Origin of the sequence: Rhizobium sp. WYCCWR 11128, from assembly GCF_013416305.1 — a bacterium.
GTDB classification, from domain to species: domain Bacteria; phylum Pseudomonadota; class Alphaproteobacteria; order Rhizobiales; family Rhizobiaceae; genus Rhizobium; species Rhizobium indicum.
On the sequence record NZ_JACCEZ010000007.1, the window covers coordinates 86,384 to 106,895 of the forward strand.

Below are 20,512 nucleotides of genomic sequence, written 5' to 3' on the forward strand. Positions count from 1 at the left end.
AGGAAGACGCCATGCCTCAACTTTCACGTCGCGCCTTTGCCAGCGCGCTTCCTCTGGGCCTCATCGGGGGGAGCCTCCTCGGGGGAGACATAATCGGTGGCGCTCCCGCGCCCGCCCTTGCCGCGACGCCGGATACCGCTAAGACGCCGGTCAGCGTTACGCCGCTGGCGCAGATCCGCATTGGCCGCTTCACGGTGACAGCCCTGACGGACGGGTATGCCGATATGCCCTACGACTATTTTCCGGGACGCGCCGCGGCCGAGGTCGAACAGGCGGCAATCGCGCAGTTCACCGCCCGGCCGAGCGGCGTGCGGTTTCTCTTCAACCAGTATCTGGTCGAGGATGGCGAGCGCCGGATCCTAATCGATGCCGGTCCAGCGGGCTCGATCGGGCAGACCGGCGACCTGCCGCAGGCGCTCGGCGCGCTCGGCCTGCAGCGCGACCAGATCGACGCGGTGATCGTGACGCATATGCATCAGGACCACATGGGCGGTCTGATCGTCGGGGGCAAGAACAACTACCCCAAGGCGGAACTCTACATCGATCGTCGCGACGTCACCCATTGGACCGACCCGGCCAAGCGCAGCGGCGCGCCCGATTATCTGCAGACCAGCTTCCAAATGGCGGGGGAGGTCGTGCGCCTCTACCCGAAACTCCAGGCGATTGACGGCGAGCGTGAGATTGTGCGGGGCGTCTCCATTGTCGACCTTGCCGGCCATACACCCGGCCATATCGGCGTGCGGGTCGAAGATGGCGGGCAGAGCCTCATCATGGTTTCGGATATGATCTTTCCGGTCGTGCATCCTGGGGCCACCGATGTGTTCTTCCTGTTCGAGCAGGACCCTGCAGCGGCCAAAGCGATGCGCGACCGCTTTTTTCCTCGCGCCGCTTCGGAGGGCGCGCTCATCGCCGCCACGCACATGCCCTTCCCAGGGCTCGGCCGTGTCGTCGCCGACCGCGGGCAGATGCGCTGGCAGGTAGCGGACTGGGCCTTGCAGAACTGAGGTCCGCTACGGCGGGCCCCGCTACGGCAGTCGCGAGGGTAGAAACGGCATGAGCACCAGATATCTCGGTATCGCCACGACGGCCTCCGTCGCGGCCGCGCAGGAACACTATGGCAGCGCGGCGTAGTGGGAGCGGATAGGCGTGCGCGGCCACGCAGACGATACCGGGCAGAGCCAGCGCCTGGGTCCGTCGGAAAGGACCTTCATCAGGGCGCGCGATGGTTTCTATCTCGGCAGTGTCCCGGACACCGGATGGCCCTATGTCCAGTACCGTGGCGGCCCCGCGGGCTTTCTCACCACCGTCGATGCATCGACGCAGGGCTTCGCGGATTTTCGCGGTAACGGGCAATACATCACTACGGGCAATGTGCGCACGAATGACCGCGTCTCATTGTTCCTGATGGACTATGCGCACCGGCAGCGTCTGAAGATCTTTGGTCACATGTGCATCATCGATGCGACAGACGATCCGGTGCTGGCGAAGAAGCTGACCGTGCCTGACTACCCCGCTCGCGTGGAACGTCTCGTCCTCATCGCGGTGGAGGCGTTCGACTGGAACTGCCCGCAGCACATCACGCCGCGCTTCACGCAGGCTGAGCTCGAGCGTTGGCGAACTCAACCAAAATAATCATTGGGGATGGAATTGACATCATAAACAGCATCAAGACGAATGACGGCGCGCAGAGCGGGCGCATCGGCTTCGGCTCCGCCCCGCAATACCTCTCCGCAAGCAATAACGAAACACGCTGCTCTCCTCTGGATGTCGATCTCGTCGGTTATGGGCCAGATTCTCTGCGTCCGAAAGCGGGTTCGGTCATCACCTGCCAATATAGGCGGCTAACTCGTCCGCCGTGCCGTTGGGGAAGGCCTGTTTCAGAAAGTCCAGGAACGCCGAGACGCGCGCGCTGAGCAGCCGCCTGGAGGGGTAGAGCGTCCAGAGAGCGATCTCGGGGCCGTCGATATCCCCCCAATTGACCAACGTGCCGTCAGCCAGGTCGTGGCTCACCAGCGAAATGGGAAGACGTCCTGCGCCGACGCCGGCGCGCACCGCATCCCGGATCGTGATGAGCGTTGACAAGGTGAGGACGGGCTCGACTTTGATCGTCGACCGGCCGCCGGGTGTCTTCACGTGCCATGTTTGCGCTTCGCCTGTCCCGCGCGCAACGCCTGGAGCGGCGTGTCCGCCGGTCGGGCGGGGGAGATCGGGGCTTGCCACCACCACCAGCCGGTCGCGCAGAAACGCTCGTCCGACCAGGCTTTCGTCGGGATCGGGATTGACCCGGATGACCAGATCGTAGCCTTCCTCGATCATATCGACGGGTCGGTCCTCACTCGTCACCTCAAGCCTCACCTCCGGATATTTAAGGGCAAAGCCGGCGGCGATCCTTCCCATTGCGGTCTGGGAGAAATGCAAGGGTGCGCTGATCCGCAATCTGCCCTTGGGTTTTTGACCGCCGGAGGCAATCGCCGACGCTGTCTCGTCCAGTTCGGCGAGCAGCGCGCCGGTTCGCTCGAACAGCGCCCGTCCTTCCTCGGTAAGCTTCAGGTTACGCGCGCCCCGTTCAAACAGCCGCAGAGCGAGGCTGCTTTCCAACTCGGCGACACGCCGCGACAGGGTTGCCTTCGGGCGGCCGGTGGCCCGTGCCGCTTTGCCGAAGCCACCATGGCGGGCAACGAGATTGAAATCGGCAAGCGCAAGAAGATCCATGAGTGTTCCACTAGTGAGACGGCGTGTCCAAAAATGCCGTCTATCGGACTACCAGTGAACCACACATATTCGACGTGTCAAGCAACCCAACACGGAGAAAGACCATGACCATTCTCGTCACCGGCGCCACAGGCAATGTTGGCCGCCAAGTCGTCGAACACCTCGTCAAGCGCGGCGCCGATGTCCGTGCTCTTGTCCGCGACCCGTCGAAAGCCGAATTCCCGGCTGGCGTCAGCGTCGTGCAGGGCGACTTCCTCGACGTCGACTCCCTGCGCAACGCCATGTCAGGCGTATCGACCCTGTTCCTCCTCAACGCCGTGGTGCCGGACGAATTCACCCAGGCGTTGGTCGCGCTGAATGTTGCCCGGGCGGCGGGCATCGAGCGGATCGTCTATCTCTCGGTGATCCACGCCGACGTCTACGTCAACGTGCCGCATTTCGCCGGCAAGTTCGGCGTCGAGCGGATGATCGAGCAGATGGGTTTCAAGGCGACGATCCTCCGCCCGGCCTACTTCATCCAGAACGATCTGACGGTCAAAGACGTCATCACCGGCTACGGCGCCTACCCGATGCCGATCGGGCCCAAGGGTCTCGCCATGATCGACGTGCGTGATATCGCCGAGATCGCCGCCCTAGAACTGCTGCGCCGCGAACAGGCTGCAGAGCCGCTGGCGCTCGAGCGGATCAACCTCGTCGGTCCGGAGACACTCACCGGAATCGATATCGCCGCCATCTGGTCGGACGTGCTCGCCCGTCCGATCCACTATGGCGGCGACAATACCGAGGGCTTCGAGCAGAATCTCAGGCAGTTCATGCCTGCCTGGATGGCCTACGACATGCGGCTGATGGGCGAGCGTTTCCTGACCGACGGGATGCTGCCTGAGGCCGGCGACGTCGAGCGTCTGACAAGGCTGCTCGGACGCCCGCTGCGCTCCTATTCCGCCTTCGCCGCGGAAACCGTTGCCTCCGCCTGAGGCAGCAACAGCGATCTCAAAAGGACGATCACCATGATCTATTCGACCGCCACAGTTCCGGTGAACCCGGAAGGCGAAACCCCATTGACGCGCGCTGAGGCCTGGCAAGGTCTCGAACGCAAGGCGCGCGACGCCCGGCTCTTTCTTCCCGCCGGTCTCTGCACCCGTTGCGATGTCGTAGAGGAAAGCCCGACCCATTTCGTGCGCGAGGCGACGATTGCCGGGCAGGATCTGCGCGAGATCATCACCCTGGACCAGCAAAGCAAGGTCACCTTCTTTCAGGCGACGGGGCCACGCGAGGGAGCGATCGTCAACGAGCTTTTCGAGGATGAAGACGGTCGGCTGCAGCTGCGCTTCTACTGCTATCTCGGGCTGCGTGGCAAACAGCCGAACGGCCCGGAAGAGCAGGCCGAGCAGGCTCAATTCGACGGCGAAACGGGCTACAAGGCCGCCCTGCTATCGACACTGAAGCGGACCCGCGAACTGCTGGCAGAGGGAAAGCTCTGAGTATCGCCGCAACACAAATAACAGAGCGGCTGGTCTTGGGTTTATCCCCGACCAGCCGCCGTGTGTCAGGCGGCCTTTGCCGCCGTCACGGCGGCGAGCAGAATGCCGGCGGTCTCCACCGATGAACCGGGGTTCTGCCCGGTGATGAGCAGGCCGTCCTTGATAGGATAGGACGACCAGTCGTCGCCGCTGGAATAGATGCCGCCATTCTCCTTCAACATGTCCTCGACCAGGAACGGCACCACCTGGGTGAGACCGACGCCGTCTTCTTCGGAGTTCTTGAAGCCGGTGACCTGTCTGCCCTGAACCAGCGGTGCGCCGTCCAAAGCCTTGACGTGGCGCAGCACACCCGGGGCGTGGCAGACAAAGGCGACGGGCTTGCCGGCCTGATAGAGCGATTGGATGAGGGCGATCGAATTCCTGTCTTCCGCCAGATCCCACAGCGGGCCATGGCCGCCCGGATAAAACACGGCGTCGTAATCGTCATGGGAGACCGAAGCGAGCTTTGCGGTCGAGGCGAGTACCGCCTGGGCATCCGGATCGGCATGGAAGCGGCGGGTCTGATCGGTCTGGAAGCCGGGTTCGTCGCTCTTCGGGTCGAGAGGCGGCTGTCCGCCCTTGGGCGATGCGACGGTGATATCGGCGCCGGCTTCGAGGAAGGCATAATAGGGGGCGGCGAACTCTTCGAGCCAGAAGCCAGTCTTCCGGCCGGTATTGCCCAGTTCGTCGTGCGAGGTAAGAACCATGAGGATTTTCATCTGGAGATCCTTTCGAGACAGATGTGATCGGTTGCTTTCGATGAGGGGATCATGCCTCGGCGGCTCTCATTCCGGAAATTTATTTCTTTGATTTCAGTTATTCGTTCGGCAATATATCTGGATGAAGTATGACCTCAACCTCCTGCCTGTCTTCGTGACGCTCATGGAAGAGCGCAATGTCACGCGCGCCGCCGAACAACTGGGCATGACGCAGCCGGCCGTCTCCAACGCCTTGAACCGCCTTCGCGAGACATTGCGCGATCCGCTGTTCATCCGCGAGCGCTACGGCATGAAGCCGACTGAGATGGCAGAGGCGCTTGCTCCGGTGATCCGTAACGCATTGGCGAGCCTCGACGACGTCATTCTCGGTCAGCAGGCGTTCGATCCGGCGCGAGCGACACGGCAGTTCACCATCGCCCCCAACAGCTACGTCGAGTTCGTGCTGATGCCGGTGATCGTGGCGCGGCTGCGCGAATGCGCGCCCGGGATCAGGCTTCGCCTGACGCCCTTCGGCAATGATCTGGCCGAGACCGGCGCGATATCAGGGGCGACGGAAATGGTGCTCGGCAGGATCGTCGAGCCGCCAGATAACATGGTCGTGCAGCATCTCATGGATGATGGACTGGCCTGTGTCGTCCGCAAAGATCATCCCGAGATCGCCGAAAGCATCTCCGAAGAGCAGTATCAGCGGATGCGGCATGTGAACGTGCTTCCGCCCGGCCGGTTGCGCGTCGGCCTGTTCCAGATGCTGCAGCAGGCCGGTCTCAGGCGCGACGTCTCGGTCTCCGTCACCCATTTCCTGGCGGTCCCGGAAATGGTGGCTGTCACGGACTACTGCGCGACGCTGCCCCGGCTGATCTGCCATCGCCTTGCCCGCGACCCACGTCTCAAAGTCCTGCCCGCACCGGTCGATCTCGGCAGCTTCCCGGTCGAGCTGGCATGGCATGTCCGCTACCGAAACGATCCCGCCCACCGGTGGCTGCGGTCATTGATCGCCGAGGTGGCAAAGGAAGTCTCCGACGCTGCGGTGGCAGAAGCGATGGCTGGAAATTGAGAGCGCGTGTTTGCCCTCGGCGGTTGCACGCGTGCCCGATCGATTGCATTGTTGTGTTTCAAGATGAGGAGAATCCTATGCCGAAGGCGGTTGGAATCGGCGGTGTGTTTTTCAGGGCGGCGAACCCGGTCGACCTGGCTGAATGGTATCAAAAGCATCTCGGTATAGACGACCTGCACAAGTCGGTATGGCAGCAGGAGGCCGGGATGACGATATTCGGGCCTTTCTCAAAGGACACCGACTATTTCGGTCGTGCGGAACAACAATGGATGGTCAATTTCCGCGTAGACGATCTCGACGGGCTGATCGCCAGCCTGACGGCAAGTGGGATCGCGGTCGAAACCCGGGACGAGTGGAACTCGGAAGTAGGCCGCTTTGCCCGGATTCATGATCCCGAAGGTAACCCAGTCGAGCTGTGGGAGCCGGCGCAGGGTTGAGGGCGAATGGGTCGCTCCTGCATGTGAGCGAACGAAAGTTCGCCCTCGACTCCGCCGCAGTGGCGCATCAGTGTCATGGCTGCATTCGAACCGAGGTTGCCATTTTCACATCTTGCGCATTTACGACGCTGTCCAGTAGGCGCTGCTGAAGGCTAACTCATTTCGTCGGCTGCGACCGTACGGTCAGTTTATTTCCGTCAGGATCGCGAAGATAGGCGACGAATGACCCGTTCGGACGTTCCCGTGGCGGGCTTTCGATCGCTGTGCCACCATGCGCAGTACCGGCGGCATGCCACGCTAGAACATGGTCGGGGCTCGCGGCGGCGATACCGATAGTCCCACCGTTGGCTGCGGTCGCCGGCTTGCCATCAATCGGTTTCGTGATCATCAGCCGACCACCCTCGTGGGCATAGATCAGCCTGCCTCTTGCATCCATCTCGCCGGGCTTGCCTCCCAAAGCAGCGAACGTGGCGTCGTAGAAGTTTCTGGCCCGCTCCAAGTCGTTGCTTCCAATCATCACGTGGGTGAACATGCTTCATCTCCAGAAAGGTAGCCAATAGATCGGTAGCCGATCTCGATAAATTCACGTGCCTTTGCCAACGCCTTTCACCCTGGCAAAAGAGGTCCTTCGCTCGTGCCCTCTTAGGCTGGGAAAGGGTTTCGCCACGCATCCAGTTGTTCAAGCCGTTCGTACCACGCCTGTATATGCGTAAACTCGGAAACTGGAATCTCAGCAGAAGTCGCATAAGGAAGTGCGGCGGCCAATGCGAAGTCTGCCACAGTCAGTGTCTCCCCGACGGCGACGCTGTTGTTGGCCAAATGATCGTCGAGCACGCGAGCGTGGAGCCGAAAACTCGTCTTCGCATCGTCGATCACGGCGACGTCAGGCTCCCCGCCGAACAACGGCTTGATCAAGGTTTCAAACCACAGCGTTGCTCCGTGCCGGGTGAAGTGACTGGCATCCCAACTCAACCAGCGCAGCACGTCGATTTGCCGGTGGTCATGCGGCCAAAAATCCGATGCGACGCTGTCAGACAGCCTGCACATGATGGCGTTCGCTTCCCATAAAGTTCCCGCATCATCCTGCAGCACCGGCACTTTCCCGTTCGGGTTAAGCGCCAGGAATTTTGGACTGCGCTGTTCTCCGCTTGCCAGGTCAACCCTGACGAACTCGACGTCGGCTTTGAGATAACGAGCGGCGGCGCAGGCCTTCCGGGGATTGAGCGTCTCACAGTAATAGAGCTTCATCGCCGCCTTAAGCATGATCCGGCCCTTCGGATTCAGTTCCGAGAAACAAGCTCAACCGCTCGAGACTTTGCGACCAGCCGGCTTCATGACCCGCAAGTGACGATGCGCTATCAAATCCACTCTGCCGAAAAGTCATTTCCGTACCTCCGTCGCTTTCCCTGAACGTGATGGTGACGATCGTTTCCGGGCTATTTTCGCCGGTTGCGAGTTCCCAGGCATGTGTGAAGACAAGCCTGTGCGGCGGCTCGACCTCCAGATATTTTCCGCCGACCCAATGCTCTTCTCCATCTGGCGCGATCAGACAGGCGCGGTGTCTACCGCCGGGCCAAGCTTCAAGCTGGTCGCCCACCGCCTTGAAACCGTGAGGACCGCACCACTGTGCTAACGCTTTCGGGTCGGTCCATGCCCTGAAAACCAGATCGCATGGAGCATCAAACCTTCGGACGAGAACCAGGTCGCGGGTATTGGCGGTGTCGGTCTCTTGATTAGTCATTGTCGTATCCTTGTACTTTGGACAGATAGTCATCGAGACGATCAAAGCTTTGATCCCAGAAGCCTCTGTAATCGGCGATCCAATCAGCAACCGTCTTCAACGCGGTCGGCTCGAGGACGCGGGGACGCGAATTCGCTTCACGGCCGGAGCGGATCAATCCGGCCTGTTCCAGGACCTTGAGATGCTTTGATATGGCAGGCTGAGACAACTCGAAGGGATCAGCGAGTTCAGCCACCGTCGCCTTGCCGTTCGCAAGCCGCCCAAGAATTGCTCGCCTTGTGGGATCGGCGAGTGCGGAGAAAATCGCATCGAGCTTGTCGTCCATATATCACCATTTAGCTATATAGCCATATGGATATATTCTGTTCAGCGAAATGTCAAAGGCAATTTTGCGTGGGCGAAATCACGGGGCAAAAATCGCTGGCGCAGGGTCAGAAACGTCTTGCCGTCAGCCTGCTCATCGAAGGTCACCGTGGCGCGGAAATGCTCGGGGTCGCCGGGATTGGGCGTGCCATAGTCCATCACGATCCGCTCGTTTCGGCACGAACTTCAGAAAGTGCATGAGGTTCGGGAAGCGCTGCGCGGCCTGGAAGCCGGCTGCACCGTCAAGGCGGAAACCTCATCGAGCGGCACCAGCCACCTCACTTTCCAACGCTAGCCGATCGCCTGAGGCGGATCTCGGTCCCTTGCATGACGCCGATCTGCGTGCTAGACACTGAACTATATGGTTCAGTTTTCGACAGCTCGCCTTGATGTCTCCTTTGCCGCGCTCTCGGACGCCACGCGACGCGGCGTTCTGGAACAGCTCGGGAGTGCGGATGCTTCGATCACGGAGCTCGCAGAGACGTTCCACATGACCCTCACGGGCATGAAGAAGCACATCGGCGTCCTGGAGCAGGCGGGGCTGGTGACGACGGAGAAGGTCGGGCGTGTGCGGACCTGCAGGCTGGGCTCACGCGGGCTCGAGGAAGAGGCGGCCTGGATCGATGCGCGCCGCCAGATCTGGAACGCACGCTTCGACGCGCTTGATGATGTCATCGAGGCCCTGAAACGGAAGGAGAAAGTCGATGGGGGACAGAGCGAGTAACGGCCGCACGGTGGTCGAACGGAAATCGGAGCTTGAACTCGTGGTGAAGCGCACCTTCAACGGCCCGGTTCGCCTCGTATTCGACGCGTGGACCAAGCCCGAATTGTTCAAGCTGTGGTGGGCGCCGAAGTCGATGGGCGTGCCCATTCTTTCCTGCGAGATGGATGTTCGCACCGGGGGCAGCTATCGCATCACGTTCGGACACGACGCCGCCGACGCCATGGCCTTCTTCGGCAAATATCTCGACGTGTCGCCGCCATCGCGCCTCGTCTGGAGCAATGACGAAGGCGGGGAGGAGGGCGCCGTCACCACGGTGACCTTCGAGGAAGAGGACGGCAGGACGCTGCTGGTGCTGCGGGAACTCTATCCCTCGAAGGAAGCGCTCGACCAGTCTTTCGTCGGTATGGAAGACACGTTGCCCGAGCAGTTCGAGCAGTTGGATGAACTTCTCATCACGCTCAGTGCGAGCGTGTGACAGCTCGACTCATTCGGCCATGCCTCGAACAGGACGAAACAGGGAATTGGCGCAGCGTGACTGCTTCCTGAAGTCCGCCGCCAACCCATGTTCCGCTGGCGATGGCGCAATTCACGGGTGGATGCCGCCTGTCGATCCGGCGAAACTACTCAGACCGCCCGAACCTCGGCAAGCCGCTTGACTGCGTATTCGTCCTGCCAGCAGACGGCGGCTTCCCATGCGGCTGAGGCTTGCGCGGCGATGTCATGTGCGCCGTCGTCGAGATCGGCAGCATTGTCGGGCAGCACCAGGTCAAGGTCGGGGACGTCGACATGTGACTCATCCCAGTCGATCAACGCGACCCGATCTGCAGTCATGCGGACGTTGCCGGGGCTGTTGGGGTTGCCGTGGACAACGCATGTCTGACGCCCGATGAGCCGTGCCCACGCCGCTCGACATCGAGTAACGCCCTCAGGCGGCATCGCGGTAAGGTTGATCCTCGTTCCGGTTTCGGTATGCAGGAGGTCGCTCGACGACCGCCAGCCCGGGCGCTGCGGCCAGCCCTGCGTCAGCCGATGCAGCTCGCGCAGCGTGTCGGCGACGCGACGCCAGTCGGACTTCGTCTCGGGCGGTCCGCCCTCCATGTATTTCATCACCACCAGCCCGTCCACGAACAGCCGGCCGTCAGTCGTCGGCATCGGCACCGGAACGGTCATGCCTTCACGGTCGAGGTATTGGAGCAGCTCGGCTTCCCATGCAAGATCAGCGTCGCTCCTGGAGCCGAGACGAGCGACCGCGATCTGCCCGTTTAAGCGAACGCTCCACACGTCGTTGGCAACTCCACCGGTGAGCGGTTCGATGCGAACCGCGTCTTCACCCCATTGCCCGAGTGCTTCCCATCCCATTGGCGATACCCTTGGCGGCCATGATTAAATTGACGGAAGAAATAGAGAAAGTTTGCGACGCCACAAGGCCGCTGGCGGCGGGCGCGAAGCTGCCGTTGGTAGCAACCCGAACGCCTCATTCATTCCTGCGGCCTCCGGCCTTCCTCGACAAGTTCCCATAAATCGACCTTCTCGCCGCGCCCCTTGAGCTGCACCAGGCCAAGCGGGCGAAGGGCGAAGCGATCGGCGACGGCCTCGTATATGGCGGCGCTCACCAGGATCGAGGTGTTGAATTCCTTGTTCAGTCCTTCCAGCCGTGAGGCGACATTGATCGTATCGCCCATGGCTGTGTACTGCTGTCGCGAAATCGCGCCGAAACTGCCGACGACCGCCGGGCCGGTGTGCAATCCAAATCGCGTGATGAGCGCGGGACGGCCATTCCGGCGGTTGGCTTCATTCAAGCCGTCGACCGCGGCTTTCATGGCCAGCGCGCACCGGCAGCCGTTTTCGGCATGTCTGGCATCTGGAACAGGGGCGTTCCACATAACGAAAATGGAATCGCCGAGATATTGCACGACAGTCCCGCCATTACGCTCGGCGATGGTGTTCAACAGTTCGAAATAGGCCGACAGCGTATCGACCACGTCCTCGGGCGAATGCTGCTCGGATATGGTGGTGAAGTCTCTGATGTCGGTAAACAGCACCGTCACATCCTGCCGCTGCGCCTTGACGGCGGTTCTTGCCTTGGGATCGATGATCCGTCTGACGACTTCACGCGGAACATAGAGGGCAAACTGGCTGATCGCATGGCGGCTTGCCGCCAGCGCGCTCGCCAGTGTGTTGATCTCGGATATCCACGAGTGGGAGACGCCTTTTTCGCCGACGTCGAGATCGCCGATCCTGCGCGCCTCGTCCGCCAGCCGGTAGAGGGAGCGGCTGACCATGCGCGACAGCATCACTGAGGCAGCGACGCCCGCGATCAAGAAGGCGGCCGCAATCAGGAGATTGTGCAGGAGCAGCCGATTGGCCTCAGCCACCAGATCTTCGAGCGGCACGACGATTGCGGCAACGCTTCCCTTGAATAGACCGGACACGCCGACGGGGGCGATCTGCAGGATCTGGCGTTCGCCATCGAGATCGATCCGCACCACGCCGCCATTTGCAAAGGCCGGATCCCGCCTGAGCCTCGCCACCGTTTTGAGGCTCGTGTCGTAACTGTCCGTCGTCGTATCGACGGCAACGGCGCCGTCATCGGCACTTTTCGACCATATGCCGAGAAGCCTGTTCATGATCGCCGGGTCGGAATGGGCGATCAGATCATCGGCATCATCGATGATGTAGGCGCGCGCCCGCGGCGAAATTTCCTGCGCATCCAGCAGGCGGCTGACAGTCATCAGGTGGATGTTGATGCCGACGACAACCTGATCGTCGTCTCTCATCGGTGCTGCGATCGTCAGCGTCGGAAGCTGCAGCGTTCCGGCAACATAGGGTCCGACGGATACTTCCTCGCCGTGCTGGATGACGGATTGGTACCAGGGGCGTTGCCGCGGATCGAATGATGCAAAGTCGACGTCACGCTCGGCGATCGGTCTTGCCTGGCGGTCGAGGAAGCGAAACGTCGATATGACGTCCGGGCCCTGACTGCGTGCTATCGTGCGGATGGCGAAAGCCGTGCCATCGGGTGCTGCGAGGATCCGGCGGACATCCTGCCTTTGCGTGTTGATGACCTGCAGATACGAGCCGTCAGGATAGCCGGTGTAGACGCTCGTCGCGTTGGGGACGTTTCTGAGAACCTCCAGAAAGAATTGCTGTTTCGCCGTGATATCCTGGGGCGGCGGCGAGGTGAGCTGCGGCAGGGTCGATGCCAGTGCCACCGCCTCGGTGCCGCCCTGCAGCGTATTGCGGTACCCCTCGATGAGCCGCAGGCTCATCTCGCGCATCTGCTGCACGCCCGCACTGACCGCAGCATCGCTTCCTTGCCTGAACGCCAGCCAGATGATCGGCGTCGACGTGCAAAGCAACGATGCGACGACCAGGACGCCTAGATGCAGTCTTAGGGGTTTCGACCAGTGCACGAGATTTCCCTCGAAATGCGGACACGTCTCAGCACACGAAATATAGTCAACGATGGCAGCTAACCGCTTTTTGAAAACTTACACAAGGCGGTGAGTGTGGCCACACCGCCGCTGCGCGTTTCGGCAGAACAAGATCGGCGACCGTGCGAGCTGTCGCCGATCATGTCCGCATGCGCCGCTGTCCTTGCTCCGGACGCCACCGCACGCTCTGTCTTCCTCCTCCGGCTTGACCCAAGGATCCACTCTTGCCTCGATCAGCAGCGGCATGGATCCCAGGCTCAAGGCCTGGGATGACGGAAGGTGGGGCGGGTTTCCACAACCAAATGGGCGGCAAACTATCAATCGACACCGTGGCAACGAACCAGGTCCTCAATGACCTGTTCGTACTGCTGGCGTTCGAACTCAAACGGGCCAAAGCTCTCATAATTCCGCCTTGGCCGATGCGGCTGGCTGAACCCGTCCCATGTCACCTTGTTCTGGTGCAGGCGAACATAGGCGACAAGGGGCCAGCATCCGACCTCGCCACATTCACACGACAAGACATAGATTTCGCCCTGTCCACCGCCTTGTACGGGCTCCTCCCGTCCAAGGAAGTAGCTCGATAGCGGACCGAAGCGGTAGAATGAGGGTATGAGGCCGCCATATCCGCCGGCAGGATCGCTATACCCGGCGGCGCGTTCGAAGTCCGCCACGAGTTGGTCCAAGCCCACTCCATCCACGCACGGAACGATGGCGACTGTCTCTTCGTCCTTATTTTCGAACTTGAAGCTGAGAAGGTTTTTCATCTGCTCTGGATAGAACCGGTCAGCGCTCGCAGTCAACTTCCCCCGGCCGGCGTCGCCCAATGGCGTGTTTGAGACCTCGGTGAGGCCTTTCACGGGTAGAATTGCGGTGTTGATGGCAGCCGATCATGTCGGGATACGTCGCTGTCCTTGCTCTAGACGCCACCCCACGCTCCGTCTTCTTCGGGCTTGACCCGAGGATCCACATTCTCGCCGCCATCAGCCGCGGGCATGGATTCCAGGCTCAAGGCCTGGAATGACGGAGGGAGGGGCCGTCTTGGCCGGATCCCGGGATTTCGTTTCAGCCTCGCGCAATCGAGGCGAAATAGACATGCCTATGCATAAGGAAAGACACCGATGCCGAAGGCACTCCTGAACCCGCATATGCGACTGAGCTTCACAGCAATTCTTGCTTTATTGGCTATGGGTCTAAGGCCAGCCGCCGGATTGCCTCAATGCCCTCCTCAGGAGGAACTGCTGGCGAAAGCGGAGATCGTGGTTGAGGCGCGCGTGAAATCGCTGTCGATCGGCGAATCCGGTTTCCTAGGGACAAAAGACTCTCCGACGCGGTGGATAAGGGCAGATCTGGAGATCAAGAGGGTTATCAAAGGCAAATTCCCGGGAAAGGAGGCGACGGTGTACGGTGCCGTCTATCCCCCAGGGCCTTTCGGGGAACTGACCGCGATGGCGTTATCTTACGGTTTCGATGGCCATGACACCTTCGAATGGGAGCTTTCGCGCCGCGAAATCGGTGATGATGTGGCGTTGTTTTCAATGAACGCCTGCAACTATCACAAATTCCCCGACGGGGCAGTTGCTCCCCGCTGATCGACGGTGTCACATCGCGATTGGCGCATGTCGGCTCAGGCCCGCTTCCGCCGCATCTGCGTGACGCTCCGCCAGACGGCCGACACCAGGAAATAGAAGGCGCCGAGGCCGGCATAGCCGGCGATGTTGGCGATGGACGGCGCTTCCGGCATTTGTGCCTGGGCGATGAAGAAGGCACCTGCCACCGCGGATTGGCCGCCGCTGAGGATCATCGCCCACTGGCCGCCATGGGTCTTCCAGCGCCGGACAGCGGTTCCAAGCTGCAGCAGGCCGGAAAAGATGGCCCAGAGGCCGAAGACGCCGAGAACCCAGTTCATGCTCATTGTCAGCGCGACGATCACGGCCGCTGTTGTCACCGCGCTGACGGCGACGTTGATTGCCTGGCTGCGGTTGTTTGCCAGGCCGCCACTGCGCCCTGCGTCGACCAGATTGGCGGCGGCATCCCAGGCCGGGTAGAGGATCAGCAAGGCAGCCGCGACGGCAAGAGACTGCTGGCCGGCCGTCAAGGCGGCTGCGACCCAGATTGCGGAAAAGGCTGCGCGGGTGAAGTAATAGCGCGTCAGCCACTGTTCCCTGTCGCCAGATGCGACGGTGGTTGAATAATCGGTCATCATGATCTCTTTCCTGAATGTGATGGTGTTGGTCTGATAGGGGCGGCTCACCGTCATCTGCGGTGTCGTCCGTCATCGAGACTGGTTTCCTGGGCTTGCCGGAACTGCCCGAGCCCCGACGGGCGGCTGTCGGGCCGACGTTCTCCGTCGTTCGGGGCTGCCGGTCAGGTGGCATTCCCTGGTAAATCGCCGGTCGAACCGGGGGCGGCCCGGCCGACCGGCGACGACGTGGTCACATGGGCGGGACCACGCCATTTTTTCCGACAAGCACCTGATGGGCGAGGGCCCCCGAGGCAGCCTTCTCGGCGGGGATGAAGACGACGGCGCCGGGCACGAGATCGTCATTGGTGGCCGGAGCGATGGTCACGACGGGCGTGCCGTCCGGAATGGCGATCTTCTTTTCCTTGCCGTGATAGGAGACGGTGACGGTGCGGCCATCGACGCCCTTGACGGCGTCGGCCACGGTTGCGTTGGTCATGCTGCTGTTGGGCTTGAGGTCCCAGCCGTAGCTGCCTTCACCGGCACCCTTCATCGCCGGCGGGAAGATCAGCACCTCAAGCGCACCGTCGCCGCCGCCTGCACTCGGCAGCGATGCGATGCCGACGAAGTCACCCGGCTTGATGTCGGTGACCGCAGCATTTGCGACGCTCGCCAGTTTCCAGCCGTCGGCGAGGGTGACATCGACGGTTTGTCCTTCGCGGGTCTTCACCTTGAGAGCGGAGCCACTGTAGCTGACGATGCTGCCCCTGATATGGACCTGCTCGGGTTTCTGGTCTTCGGCATGGACCGGCGCCGCTGGAAGGGCCGCCGACGCGATAACGGTAAGGCCCAGCACGAGGGCGGGGAGAATGGTCTTGATCATGTCGTTCTTCCTACTAGTTGGTAGTTTTGTTGAACGTGGTTATAGATCCGGGCTTTATTCCGCCCGGAACTATCGAGCGATGGTCGGAGACAGCCGCTCCAAGGTGGGGGCCAGAATGGTGGCGAAGACCTCCGGGGTCCCGTAGGCACGGGCTGAAAGCATGGCGCCATGGACGGAGGCCATGAAGGCTTCAGCCTCGACGCGCGGTTCGCTCGACAGTTTCAAACTGCCGTCCTTAAAGCCTCGTTCCATCACCGAGGTCAGCCATGTCGATGCAAAGCGGAAGAAAGCCTTGACCTCGGCCGCGACCTCCGGCGGCAGCGCCGGCAGTTCGCTCGCCAGCAGGGCGCAGACGCAAAAAGGCCGGCTGGCGTCCTCGATGCACTGGGCCCAATGGCCCGCATAGGTTTTGAGGAGTGCCAGGGGATCCTTCACATGCTGCTCCAGGCCCGCGATACCCGCCTCGGCATCTTCGCGATATCGCACGACAAGCATGCGCACCAGGTCGGTTTTGCTCGGAAAGTGGTGATGGATGCTGGCCTTGCGGATGCCGACGACGGCAGCAATATCGGCATAACTGAAGCCATTATAGCCTCCGGTCATGATCAGTGCGCGGGCGGAGGCCAGGATCTCGTCTGACGTCGTCAAAAGATTGCTCATAAGGCTATCTACCTTCCAGTAGGAAGGCTGTCAAGCCGAAAGCAGATTTTCCACCGTCAGCGGTCGTCGAGGCGGTCACCGGCTTCACCTTGATGCGGGCGAAAGTGATGATGGCATCGGTTGTAGCGACTGGCCTTGACTCGCCTCGGACACCCAGAACATAATCAGAACACCTAATATACGGAATGGAGTTCTGGATGTGCGGCCGCGTCTATATCAAGACCTCGCTTGAGGAACTGGTGCGCAATTTCGCCTTCGCAGAGCGAGGCGCGATCGATGCGCTCGGGAACCGATTTCCGCGCTACAACGGCGCGCCGACGCTGGATTATCCGATCATCATTCGCGACATGGTCCGCGAGCCTGATATCATGGGGCCGGTGTTCGCCTCGGCGCGCTGGGGTCTGATGCCGGCATGGATGAAGCCGGGTGGGCGGCCGCCGCCGATCAATGCCCGCTGCGAGGGCATCAGTACCAACGGCCTGTTCCGCTCGGCCTACAGATCGCGCCGTTGCCTGGTGCCGATCAACGGCTTCTTCGAGTGGAAGGATATCTTCGGCACGGGCAAGAACAAGCAGCCTTATGCGATCGCCATGGCTGACGGCTCGCCCTTTGCGCTCGCCGGCATCTGGGAGATTTGGCGCAGCCCGGAAGGCATAGACGTCCGAAACTTCGCAATCGTCACCTGTGAGCCGAATGAGATGATGGCGCAGATCCATGACCGGATGCCGGTCATCCTGCATCGAGAGGATTATGAACGCTGGCTATCGCCGGAACCCGATCCGAACGACCTGATGAAGCCGTTCCCGGCGGAGCTGATGACCATGTGGCCGATCGGCCGCAATGTGGGTTCGCCCAAGAATGACACGGCTGACATTATCGATCCGATCGACCCCGATCCGGAACCGACGCTGATCTGAATTCACCGGCTCGGGCGGGAGCCATCCATCAACCATGCGGTCAAAGAGAACCTCGCGAGAGGACAGGACGACGCATGCCAGAACAAATCACATGGAAATCGTGGGAACATGTCAGCGGCCGAGAAATCAAATACAAATGGCGGCACGCCTGGAAGGAGAAACCCGGTGACGACTACGTCGCTTTTGACGGCGATACCCAGATCGGAAGGATATTCCGCTCACAGGCCGGCGAAGGGATCGATAATCGATGGTTCTGGATCGTGGCGACAGATGGCAACCCTCGACTGGATTGGCCGTCAGCCGGATACGAGGAAAGTGCCTATGTCGCCTCGAGGCGGCTGGAAATGATCTACGAGAGCATCAAAGGCGGGAAACCAAGGACGGCGCACCGATGAGCAACGAAGGCCATTCGAGTGCGCCGGGCGCCAATATGATCGTTGAACATTATTGCGAGCACCGGCATGCCGACGGCACAGGCTGCAAGGAATGGGGAGGCTGGGGCCACAGCCCATCCCCGGCCGTGCCAACGCGCTGGTGGTGCTTTGAGCATTTCCCGCATAAATCATACGAACAGGAGCAGGCACTCAGGCGGAAGCTGGAGGCGGCCGAGGGTGGGAAAATCATCCAATGAGGGCTGGCTGATTGATGTTCCGCCGTCAGCCGTCGGTCGAGACGGTGACGGATTTCCAAGCCTCGATCTCCTGCTGCAGGCGACCGATCCTCTCCGAAACATGCTTGAGGGCGTCGCTGCCGAGCAGCAGCTGCGGCGGCGGATTATCGGATTCGATGAGCGCCAGAACCGCCGCTGCCAGTTTGGCGGGATCGCCGCGCTGCTTGCCGCTGACGGCTTGTCGCGCCTCGCGGATCGGGTCGAACAGGCCATCATAATCGGCGATCGACCGCTCTGTGCGGACCATCGATCGTCCGGCCCAGTCTGTCCGGAAGGAGCCGGGGCAAAGGGTCGTCACATGGACCCCGAACGGAGCCATTTCCGCGCGCATCACCTCCGATATGCCTTGCAGCGCAAATTTGCTGCCGCAGTAATAGGCGATGCCGGGCATGGTGATCATGCCGCCCATCGAGGTGACGTTGACAATGAAGCCGCGGCGTCGGGCGCGAAACCCAGGCAGAAATGCCTTGGCAACGGCAACGGCGCCGAAGACGTTGACGTCGAACTGCCGCCGCATCTCTTCGATCGGCGACTCCTCGAGCACGCCCTCGTGGCCGTAACCGGCATTGTTGATCAGCACGTCGACGGGCCCATGCTCGTCCTCCACCTGCCGGACGACATCATCGATCCGGTCGAACTCGGTGACGTCGCAGACGACCGGTCGCAGGCCAGGCAGGGTTTTGGCAAGCGCTGTGCGCGCGGCTTGCGAGCGGACGGTGCCGATCACCTTGTGGCCCGCCTGAAGCGCCGCAGACGCGATGGCTAGCCCGAAGCCGGAATTCGATCCGGTGATGAAGAAGGTCTTTCCCGACATCAGCATTATTCCTTGATTGAGGATGAGATTTGACAAATAGTATGGAGAAACTGGCGCATCGATTGCGGATTCTCTCAAAATGTTGCCAAATCCTCTGCAAGGCGATCGCGGCCTATCCAGGCGAGGGGAGATGGTCGCGTTGGCCGGACGTCTCGCCCCCCGTCACGGATACAATCCGACCGGGCTTGCTTCCGTCCGCATCTTGCGCACCGAAGCTGTGCTCCACGACATCCCGGTCCTCTATAAGCCGGGCGCGGTTTTCGTCTTGCAGGGCAGCAAGCAAGGCATCCTCGAAGGCGAAGTCTTCCTCTATGATGAGGAGCATTATCTGGCGGTGTCGCTGCCCGTCCCATTCCGGATGACGTCGACGGCCAGTCCCGAGCGGCCATTGCTTGCGGTCTATGTCGAGTTCGACATGCAGATGGCAGCCGAGATCGCACTGCAAGTGGAAAAGCATGCCGAACTGCCAGGCGACGAGGCGAGAACTCTCGTGTCGAGCAGGATGTCTGCTGATATCGAGGATGTCCTGCTGCGCCTGCTGACGGCGCTACGCCGCACCGTTGAGACGGATGTGCTTGGCGCCGGCATTTTGCGCGAACTGCACTACCGCGTCCTGGTCGGTCCGCAAGGCGGCGCGATGATCGCCGCCCTCCAGCAGAAAGGCAGATCCGGAAAGATCATCCAGAGCCTGGCCTGGTTGCGAGAAAACTATGGCCTGGAGGTCGCGGTCACCGATCTGGCAAGAGACGTCGGCATGAGCGTTCCGTCCTACCATGTCCATTTCAAGGGTCTGACCGGCAGCAGTCCGATGCAATACGTCAAGGCGATGCGCCTTCACGAAGCAAGATTGATGATCGCCCGCCAGACGAGAACGATCGCCGAGATCGCGGCTTCCGTCGGCTACGCAAGCCCTGCGCAGTTCAGCCGCGATTTCAAACGGCATTTCGGGCGCACCGCGTCGGAAGAGATCAAGTGGGTCCAGCGCCACCTTGGCGAACTGGGTGACGATCACGGCTAGGTCGCCTGGTCGGCCGCCTGCGTCACGCGCCCGACGGTGCAACGGCCCGCAACGCAGTCCTGACGATCGCATCGCCGAACTCCGGCGAGACCGGGCGATGGCCGACCAGCAGCCGGAAGAAGACCGGTCCGTAGATCATGTCGAGCAGCGCCTCCATATCAGGCGGCGCAACGATCTCTCCTCGAGCCAGAGCCTCCTCCAGGATGACACGACCCGCGTTGCGGCTCGACAGGATCACCTGATTGCGGAAGGCCTTGGTAAATTCGCTTTCCGGGTCGGCGGCCGCAAGTGCCATCGTGATCTGCCGCCCGCGCGTGCTCGCAAAAGCAGTCACCAGTCCGCTCATCTGCGCGCCGAGAGCCGCCTGCGCTGTGCCCCCTCCAACCTCCGCTTCCGGTAGCCGGTTGACCAGAAGAGCGGCCATCGCCAGTTCCTGCGCGTTGGCCCAGGAGCGGTAGATCGTCGGCTTGCCGACACCGGATCGCGCCGCCACGGCTTCGATCGTCATGCGGCCAAAACCTTCGGCCATCAGGATCTCATGGGCGGCCTCCAAGGCACGCCTCTGCGCGGCAGCGCTTGGCGGCCGCCCTCGTTTCTTCGGTGTTGCGTTATTCTCTTGACTCATATCTTTACGATACGTAACGTTAATAAAGGACCCAGTCAAGGA

General features: G+C 61.4%; 27 protein-coding genes and 1 pseudogene. 13 read left to right on the plus strand and 15 right to left on the minus strand.

The genetic code is table 11. The features are described 5' to 3' along the window. Nucleotides 1-11: 11 nt before the first annotated feature. Nucleotides 12-1,004, plus strand: a complete 993-nt coding sequence (locus HX898_RS21260; protein WP_180195655.1) for an MBL fold metallo-hydrolase — start codon at nt 12-14, stop codon at nt 1,002-1,004. Between the two features lie 142 nt (nt 1,005-1,146). Continuing rightward, nucleotides 1,147-1,632, plus strand: coding sequence for a pyridoxamine 5'-phosphate oxidase family protein (locus HX898_RS21265; protein WP_348649474.1), 486 nt, complete (start codon nt 1,147-1,149; stop codon nt 1,630-1,632). 189 nt (nt 1,633-1,821) lie between these two features. On the opposite strand, the gene HX898_RS21270 is transcribed toward HX898_RS21265, so the two are convergent. Further along, the gene (locus HX898_RS21270; RefSeq protein ID WP_180195656.1) at nt 1,822-2,712 is read right to left on the minus strand and encodes a LysR family transcriptional regulator; all 891 of its coding nucleotides are present in this window, start codon (nt 2,710-2,712) and stop codon (nt 1,822-1,824) included. 104 nt (nt 2,713-2,816) lie between these two features. Here HX898_RS21270 and HX898_RS21275 point away from each other — a divergent pair, with 104 nt between their 5' ends. Both HX898_RS21275 and HX898_RS21280 read left to right on the plus strand, forming a co-directional pair. Further along, nucleotides 2,817-3,686, plus strand: a complete 870-nt coding sequence (locus HX898_RS21275) for an NmrA/HSCARG family protein (protein WP_180195657.1) — start codon at nt 2,817-2,819, stop codon at nt 3,684-3,686. Nucleotides 3,687-3,719: 33 nt separating this feature from the next. After that, a complete protein-coding gene (locus HX898_RS21280) occupies nt 3,720-4,193 on the plus strand; it encodes an AtaL-like protein (RefSeq protein ID WP_180195658.1) in 474 nt (157 codons plus the stop codon). A gap of 65 nt (nt 4,194-4,258) precedes the next feature. On the opposite strand, the gene HX898_RS21285 is transcribed toward HX898_RS21280, so the two are convergent. Continuing rightward, nucleotides 4,259-4,951: a type 1 glutamine amidotransferase domain-containing protein gene (locus HX898_RS21285; protein ID WP_180195659.1), complete on the minus strand. Its 693-nt coding sequence runs from the start codon at nt 4,949-4,951 to the stop codon at nt 4,259-4,261. Nucleotides 4,952-5,072: 121 nt separating this feature from the next. Here HX898_RS21285 and HX898_RS21290 point away from each other — a divergent pair, with 121 nt between their 5' ends. Further along, nucleotides 5,073-6,005 (plus strand): LysR family transcriptional regulator, encoded by a 933-nt coding sequence (locus HX898_RS21290; RefSeq protein WP_180195660.1) that lies wholly within the window; start codon nt 5,073-5,075, stop codon nt 6,003-6,005. 77 nt (nt 6,006-6,082) lie between these two features. Then, nucleotides 6,083-6,442: a VOC family protein gene (locus HX898_RS21295; RefSeq protein ID WP_180195661.1), complete on the plus strand. Its 360-nt coding sequence runs from the start codon at nt 6,083-6,085 to the stop codon at nt 6,440-6,442. A 157-nt stretch (nt 6,443-6,599) separates the two neighbouring features. Here the strand turns inward: HX898_RS21295 and HX898_RS21300 are convergent, their stop codons facing one another. From HX898_RS21300 to HX898_RS21320, 5 genes and pseudogenes are all read right to left on the minus strand, one after another. Beyond that, nucleotides 6,600-6,974 carry a VOC family protein gene (locus HX898_RS21300; protein ID WP_130701419.1) on the minus strand — a complete coding sequence of 125 codons (375 nt, stop codon included), beginning with the start codon at nt 6,972-6,974 and terminating at the stop codon, nt 6,600-6,602. A 110-nt stretch (nt 6,975-7,084) separates the two neighbouring features. Beyond that, entirely contained in the window at nt 7,085-7,705 is a 621-nt protein-coding gene (locus tag HX898_RS21305) for a glutathione S-transferase family protein (RefSeq protein WP_173883552.1), read from the minus strand. Next, nucleotides 7,698-8,183, minus strand: coding sequence for an SRPBCC domain-containing protein (locus HX898_RS21310; RefSeq protein ID WP_180195662.1), 486 nt, complete (start codon nt 8,181-8,183; stop codon nt 7,698-7,700). Before HX898_RS21310 ends, HX898_RS21305 begins: the two co-directional genes overlap by 8 nt. After that, on the minus strand, nt 8,176-8,508 hold the full coding sequence (locus HX898_RS21315) for a metalloregulator ArsR/SmtB family transcription factor (protein ID WP_138387861.1): 333 nt from the start codon (nt 8,506-8,508) through the stop codon (nt 8,176-8,178). Before HX898_RS21315 ends, HX898_RS21310 begins: the two co-directional genes overlap by 8 nt. A 95-nt stretch (nt 8,509-8,603) precedes the next feature. Then, nucleotides 8,604-8,763 (minus strand): annotated as a pseudogene (locus HX898_RS21320) (SRPBCC domain-containing protein); the annotation flags it as partial. Nucleotides 8,764-8,907: 144 nt separating this feature from the next. On the opposite strand from HX898_RS21320, the gene HX898_RS21325 reads away from it, so the two are divergent. After that, nucleotides 8,908-9,270 (plus strand): metalloregulator ArsR/SmtB family transcription factor, encoded by a 363-nt coding sequence (locus HX898_RS21325; RefSeq protein ID WP_138328684.1) that lies wholly within the window; start codon nt 8,908-8,910, stop codon nt 9,268-9,270. Next, a complete protein-coding gene (locus HX898_RS21330; RefSeq protein WP_180195663.1) occupies nt 9,251-9,745 on the plus strand; it encodes an SRPBCC family protein in 495 nt (164 codons plus the stop codon). Before HX898_RS21325 ends, HX898_RS21330 begins: the two co-directional genes overlap by 20 nt. Before the next feature lie 149 nt (nt 9,746-9,894). On the opposite strand, the gene HX898_RS21335 is transcribed toward HX898_RS21330, so the two are convergent. From HX898_RS21335 to HX898_RS21345, 3 genes are all read right to left on the minus strand, one after another. Further along, nucleotides 9,895-10,629: a phosphotransferase gene (locus HX898_RS21335; protein ID WP_180195664.1), complete on the minus strand. Its 735-nt coding sequence runs from the start codon at nt 10,627-10,629 to the stop codon at nt 9,895-9,897. 119 nt (nt 10,630-10,748) lie between these two features. Beyond that, nucleotides 10,749-12,683: an adenylate/guanylate cyclase domain-containing protein gene (locus tag HX898_RS21340; RefSeq protein WP_180195665.1), complete on the minus strand. Its 1,935-nt coding sequence runs from the start codon at nt 12,681-12,683 to the stop codon at nt 10,749-10,751. A gap of 338 nt (nt 12,684-13,021) precedes the next feature. Beyond that, nucleotides 13,022-13,561 (minus strand): hypothetical protein, encoded by a 540-nt coding sequence (locus HX898_RS21345; RefSeq protein WP_348649120.1) that lies wholly within the window; start codon nt 13,559-13,561, stop codon nt 13,022-13,024. 261 nt (nt 13,562-13,822) lie between these two features. Here HX898_RS21345 and HX898_RS21350 point away from each other — a divergent pair, with 261 nt between their 5' ends. After that, complete coding sequence (locus HX898_RS21350; protein ID WP_246697956.1) at nt 13,823-14,293, plus strand: hypothetical protein; 471 nt, start codon at nt 13,823-13,825, stop codon at nt 14,291-14,293. A gap of 35 nt (nt 14,294-14,328) precedes the next feature. Here the strand turns inward: HX898_RS21350 and HX898_RS21355 are convergent, their stop codons facing one another. From HX898_RS21355 to HX898_RS21365, 3 genes are all read right to left on the minus strand, one after another. Beyond that, nucleotides 14,329-14,907, minus strand: coding sequence for a DUF308 domain-containing protein (locus tag HX898_RS21355; RefSeq protein WP_180195802.1), 579 nt, complete (start codon nt 14,905-14,907; stop codon nt 14,329-14,331). Between the two features lie 229 nt (nt 14,908-15,136). Then, nucleotides 15,137-15,766 (minus strand): hypothetical protein, encoded by a 630-nt coding sequence (locus HX898_RS21360; RefSeq protein ID WP_180195666.1) that lies wholly within the window; start codon nt 15,764-15,766, stop codon nt 15,137-15,139. A 69-nt stretch (nt 15,767-15,835) separates the two neighbouring features. After that, a complete protein-coding gene (locus HX898_RS21365) occupies nt 15,836-16,426 on the minus strand; it encodes a TetR/AcrR family transcriptional regulator (RefSeq protein ID WP_180195667.1) in 591 nt (196 codons plus the stop codon). A gap of 197 nt (nt 16,427-16,623) precedes the next feature. On the opposite strand from HX898_RS21365, the gene HX898_RS21370 reads away from it, so the two are divergent. The 3 genes from HX898_RS21370 to HX898_RS21380 all read left to right on the plus strand — a co-directional run bounded on the left by HX898_RS21370 (nt 16,624) and on the right by HX898_RS21380 (nt 17,974). Further along, nucleotides 16,624-17,343 (plus strand): SOS response-associated peptidase, encoded by a 720-nt coding sequence (locus HX898_RS21370; RefSeq protein ID WP_138328676.1) that lies wholly within the window; start codon nt 16,624-16,626, stop codon nt 17,341-17,343. A 74-nt stretch (nt 17,344-17,417) separates the two neighbouring features. Continuing rightward, nucleotides 17,418-17,738, plus strand: a complete 321-nt coding sequence (locus HX898_RS21375; protein WP_138387855.1) for a hypothetical protein — start codon at nt 17,418-17,420, stop codon at nt 17,736-17,738. After that, nucleotides 17,735-17,974, plus strand: a complete 240-nt coding sequence (locus tag HX898_RS21380) for a hypothetical protein (RefSeq protein ID WP_171599256.1) — start codon at nt 17,735-17,737, stop codon at nt 17,972-17,974. Before HX898_RS21375 ends, HX898_RS21380 begins: the two co-directional genes overlap by 4 nt. Before the next feature lie 25 nt (nt 17,975-17,999). Here the strand turns inward: HX898_RS21380 and HX898_RS21385 are convergent, their stop codons facing one another. Continuing rightward, a complete protein-coding gene (locus tag HX898_RS21385) occupies nt 18,000-18,827 on the minus strand; it encodes an oxidoreductase (RefSeq protein ID WP_180195668.1) in 828 nt (275 codons plus the stop codon). A 79-nt stretch (nt 18,828-18,906) separates the two neighbouring features. Here HX898_RS21385 and HX898_RS21390 point away from each other — a divergent pair, with 79 nt between their 5' ends. Next, nucleotides 18,907-19,845 carry an AraC family transcriptional regulator gene (locus tag HX898_RS21390; RefSeq protein ID WP_180195669.1) on the plus strand — a complete coding sequence of 313 codons (939 nt, stop codon included), beginning with the start codon at nt 18,907-18,909 and terminating at the stop codon, nt 19,843-19,845. Between the two features lie 22 nt (nt 19,846-19,867). Here the strand turns inward: HX898_RS21390 and HX898_RS21395 are convergent, their stop codons facing one another. Then, nucleotides 19,868-20,470, minus strand: a complete 603-nt coding sequence (locus tag HX898_RS21395) for a TetR/AcrR family transcriptional regulator (protein ID WP_180195670.1) — start codon at nt 20,468-20,470, stop codon at nt 19,868-19,870. Nucleotides 20,471-20,512 lie beyond the last annotated feature (42 nt).

Bases quoted from the DNA above. Each gene is read 5' to 3' on its own strand.
- HX898_RS21310 (WP_180195662.1), bottom strand. From the start codon at position 8,183: ATGACTAATCAAGAGACCGACACCGCCAATACCCGCGACCTGGTTCTC.
- HX898_RS21350 (WP_246697956.1), top strand. From the start codon at position 13,823: ATGCCGAAGGCACTCCTGAACCCGCATATGCGACTGAGCTTCACAGCA.
- HX898_RS21375 (WP_138387855.1), top strand. From the start codon at position 17,418: ATGCCAGAACAAATCACATGGAAATCGTGGGAACATGTCAGCGGCCGA.
- HX898_RS21280 (WP_180195658.1), top strand. From the start codon at position 3,720: ATGATCTATTCGACCGCCACAGTTCCGGTGAACCCGGAAGGCGAAACC.
- HX898_RS21295 (WP_180195661.1), top strand. From the start codon at position 6,083: ATGCCGAAGGCGGTTGGAATCGGCGGTGTGTTTTTCAGGGCGGCGAAC.
- HX898_RS21395 (WP_180195670.1), bottom strand. From the start codon at position 20,470: ATGAGTCAAGAGAATAACGCAACACCGAAGAAACGAGGGCGGCCGCCA.
- HX898_RS21315 (WP_138387861.1), bottom strand. From the start codon at position 8,508: ATGGACGACAAGCTCGATGCGATTTTCTCCGCACTCGCCGATCCCACA.
- HX898_RS21335 (WP_180195664.1), bottom strand. From the start codon at position 10,629: ATGGGATGGGAAGCACTCGGGCAATGGGGTGAAGACGCGGTTCGCATC.
- HX898_RS21305 (WP_173883552.1), bottom strand. From the start codon at position 7,705: ATGCTTAAGGCGGCGATGAAGCTCTATTACTGTGAGACGCTCAATCCC.
- HX898_RS21360 (WP_180195666.1), bottom strand. From the start codon at position 15,766: ATGATCAAGACCATTCTCCCCGCCCTCGTGCTGGGCCTTACCGTTATC.
- HX898_RS21260 (WP_180195655.1), top strand. From the start codon at position 12: ATGCCTCAACTTTCACGTCGCGCCTTTGCCAGCGCGCTTCCTCTGGGC.
- HX898_RS21290 (WP_180195660.1), top strand. From the start codon at position 5,073: ATGAAGTATGACCTCAACCTCCTGCCTGTCTTCGTGACGCTCATGGAA.
- HX898_RS21365 (WP_180195667.1), bottom strand. From the start codon at position 16,426: ATGAGCAATCTTTTGACGACGTCAGACGAGATCCTGGCCTCCGCCCGC.
- HX898_RS21330 (WP_180195663.1), top strand. From the start codon at position 9,251: ATGGGGGACAGAGCGAGTAACGGCCGCACGGTGGTCGAACGGAAATCG.
- HX898_RS21270 (WP_180195656.1), bottom strand. From the start codon at position 2,712: ATGGATCTTCTTGCGCTTGCCGATTTCAATCTCGTTGCCCGCCATGGT.
- HX898_RS21275 (WP_180195657.1), top strand. From the start codon at position 2,817: ATGACCATTCTCGTCACCGGCGCCACAGGCAATGTTGGCCGCCAAGTC.
- HX898_RS21285 (WP_180195659.1), bottom strand. From the start codon at position 4,951: ATGAAAATCCTCATGGTTCTTACCTCGCACGACGAACTGGGCAATACC.
- HX898_RS21380 (WP_171599256.1), top strand. From the start codon at position 17,735: ATGAGCAACGAAGGCCATTCGAGTGCGCCGGGCGCCAATATGATCGTT.
- HX898_RS21370 (WP_138328676.1), top strand. From the start codon at position 16,624: ATGTGCGGCCGCGTCTATATCAAGACCTCGCTTGAGGAACTGGTGCGC.
- HX898_RS21325 (WP_138328684.1), top strand. From the start codon at position 8,908: ATGGTTCAGTTTTCGACAGCTCGCCTTGATGTCTCCTTTGCCGCGCTC.
- HX898_RS21355 (WP_180195802.1), bottom strand. From the start codon at position 14,907: ATGATGACCGATTATTCAACCACCGTCGCATCTGGCGACAGGGAACAG.
- HX898_RS21390 (WP_180195669.1), top strand. From the start codon at position 18,907: ATGTTGCCAAATCCTCTGCAAGGCGATCGCGGCCTATCCAGGCGAGGG.
- HX898_RS21385 (WP_180195668.1), bottom strand. From the start codon at position 18,827: ATGTCGGGAAAGACCTTCTTCATCACCGGATCGAATTCCGGCTTCGGG.
- HX898_RS21300 (WP_130701419.1), bottom strand. From the start codon at position 6,974: ATGTTCACCCACGTGATGATTGGAAGCAACGACTTGGAGCGGGCCAGA.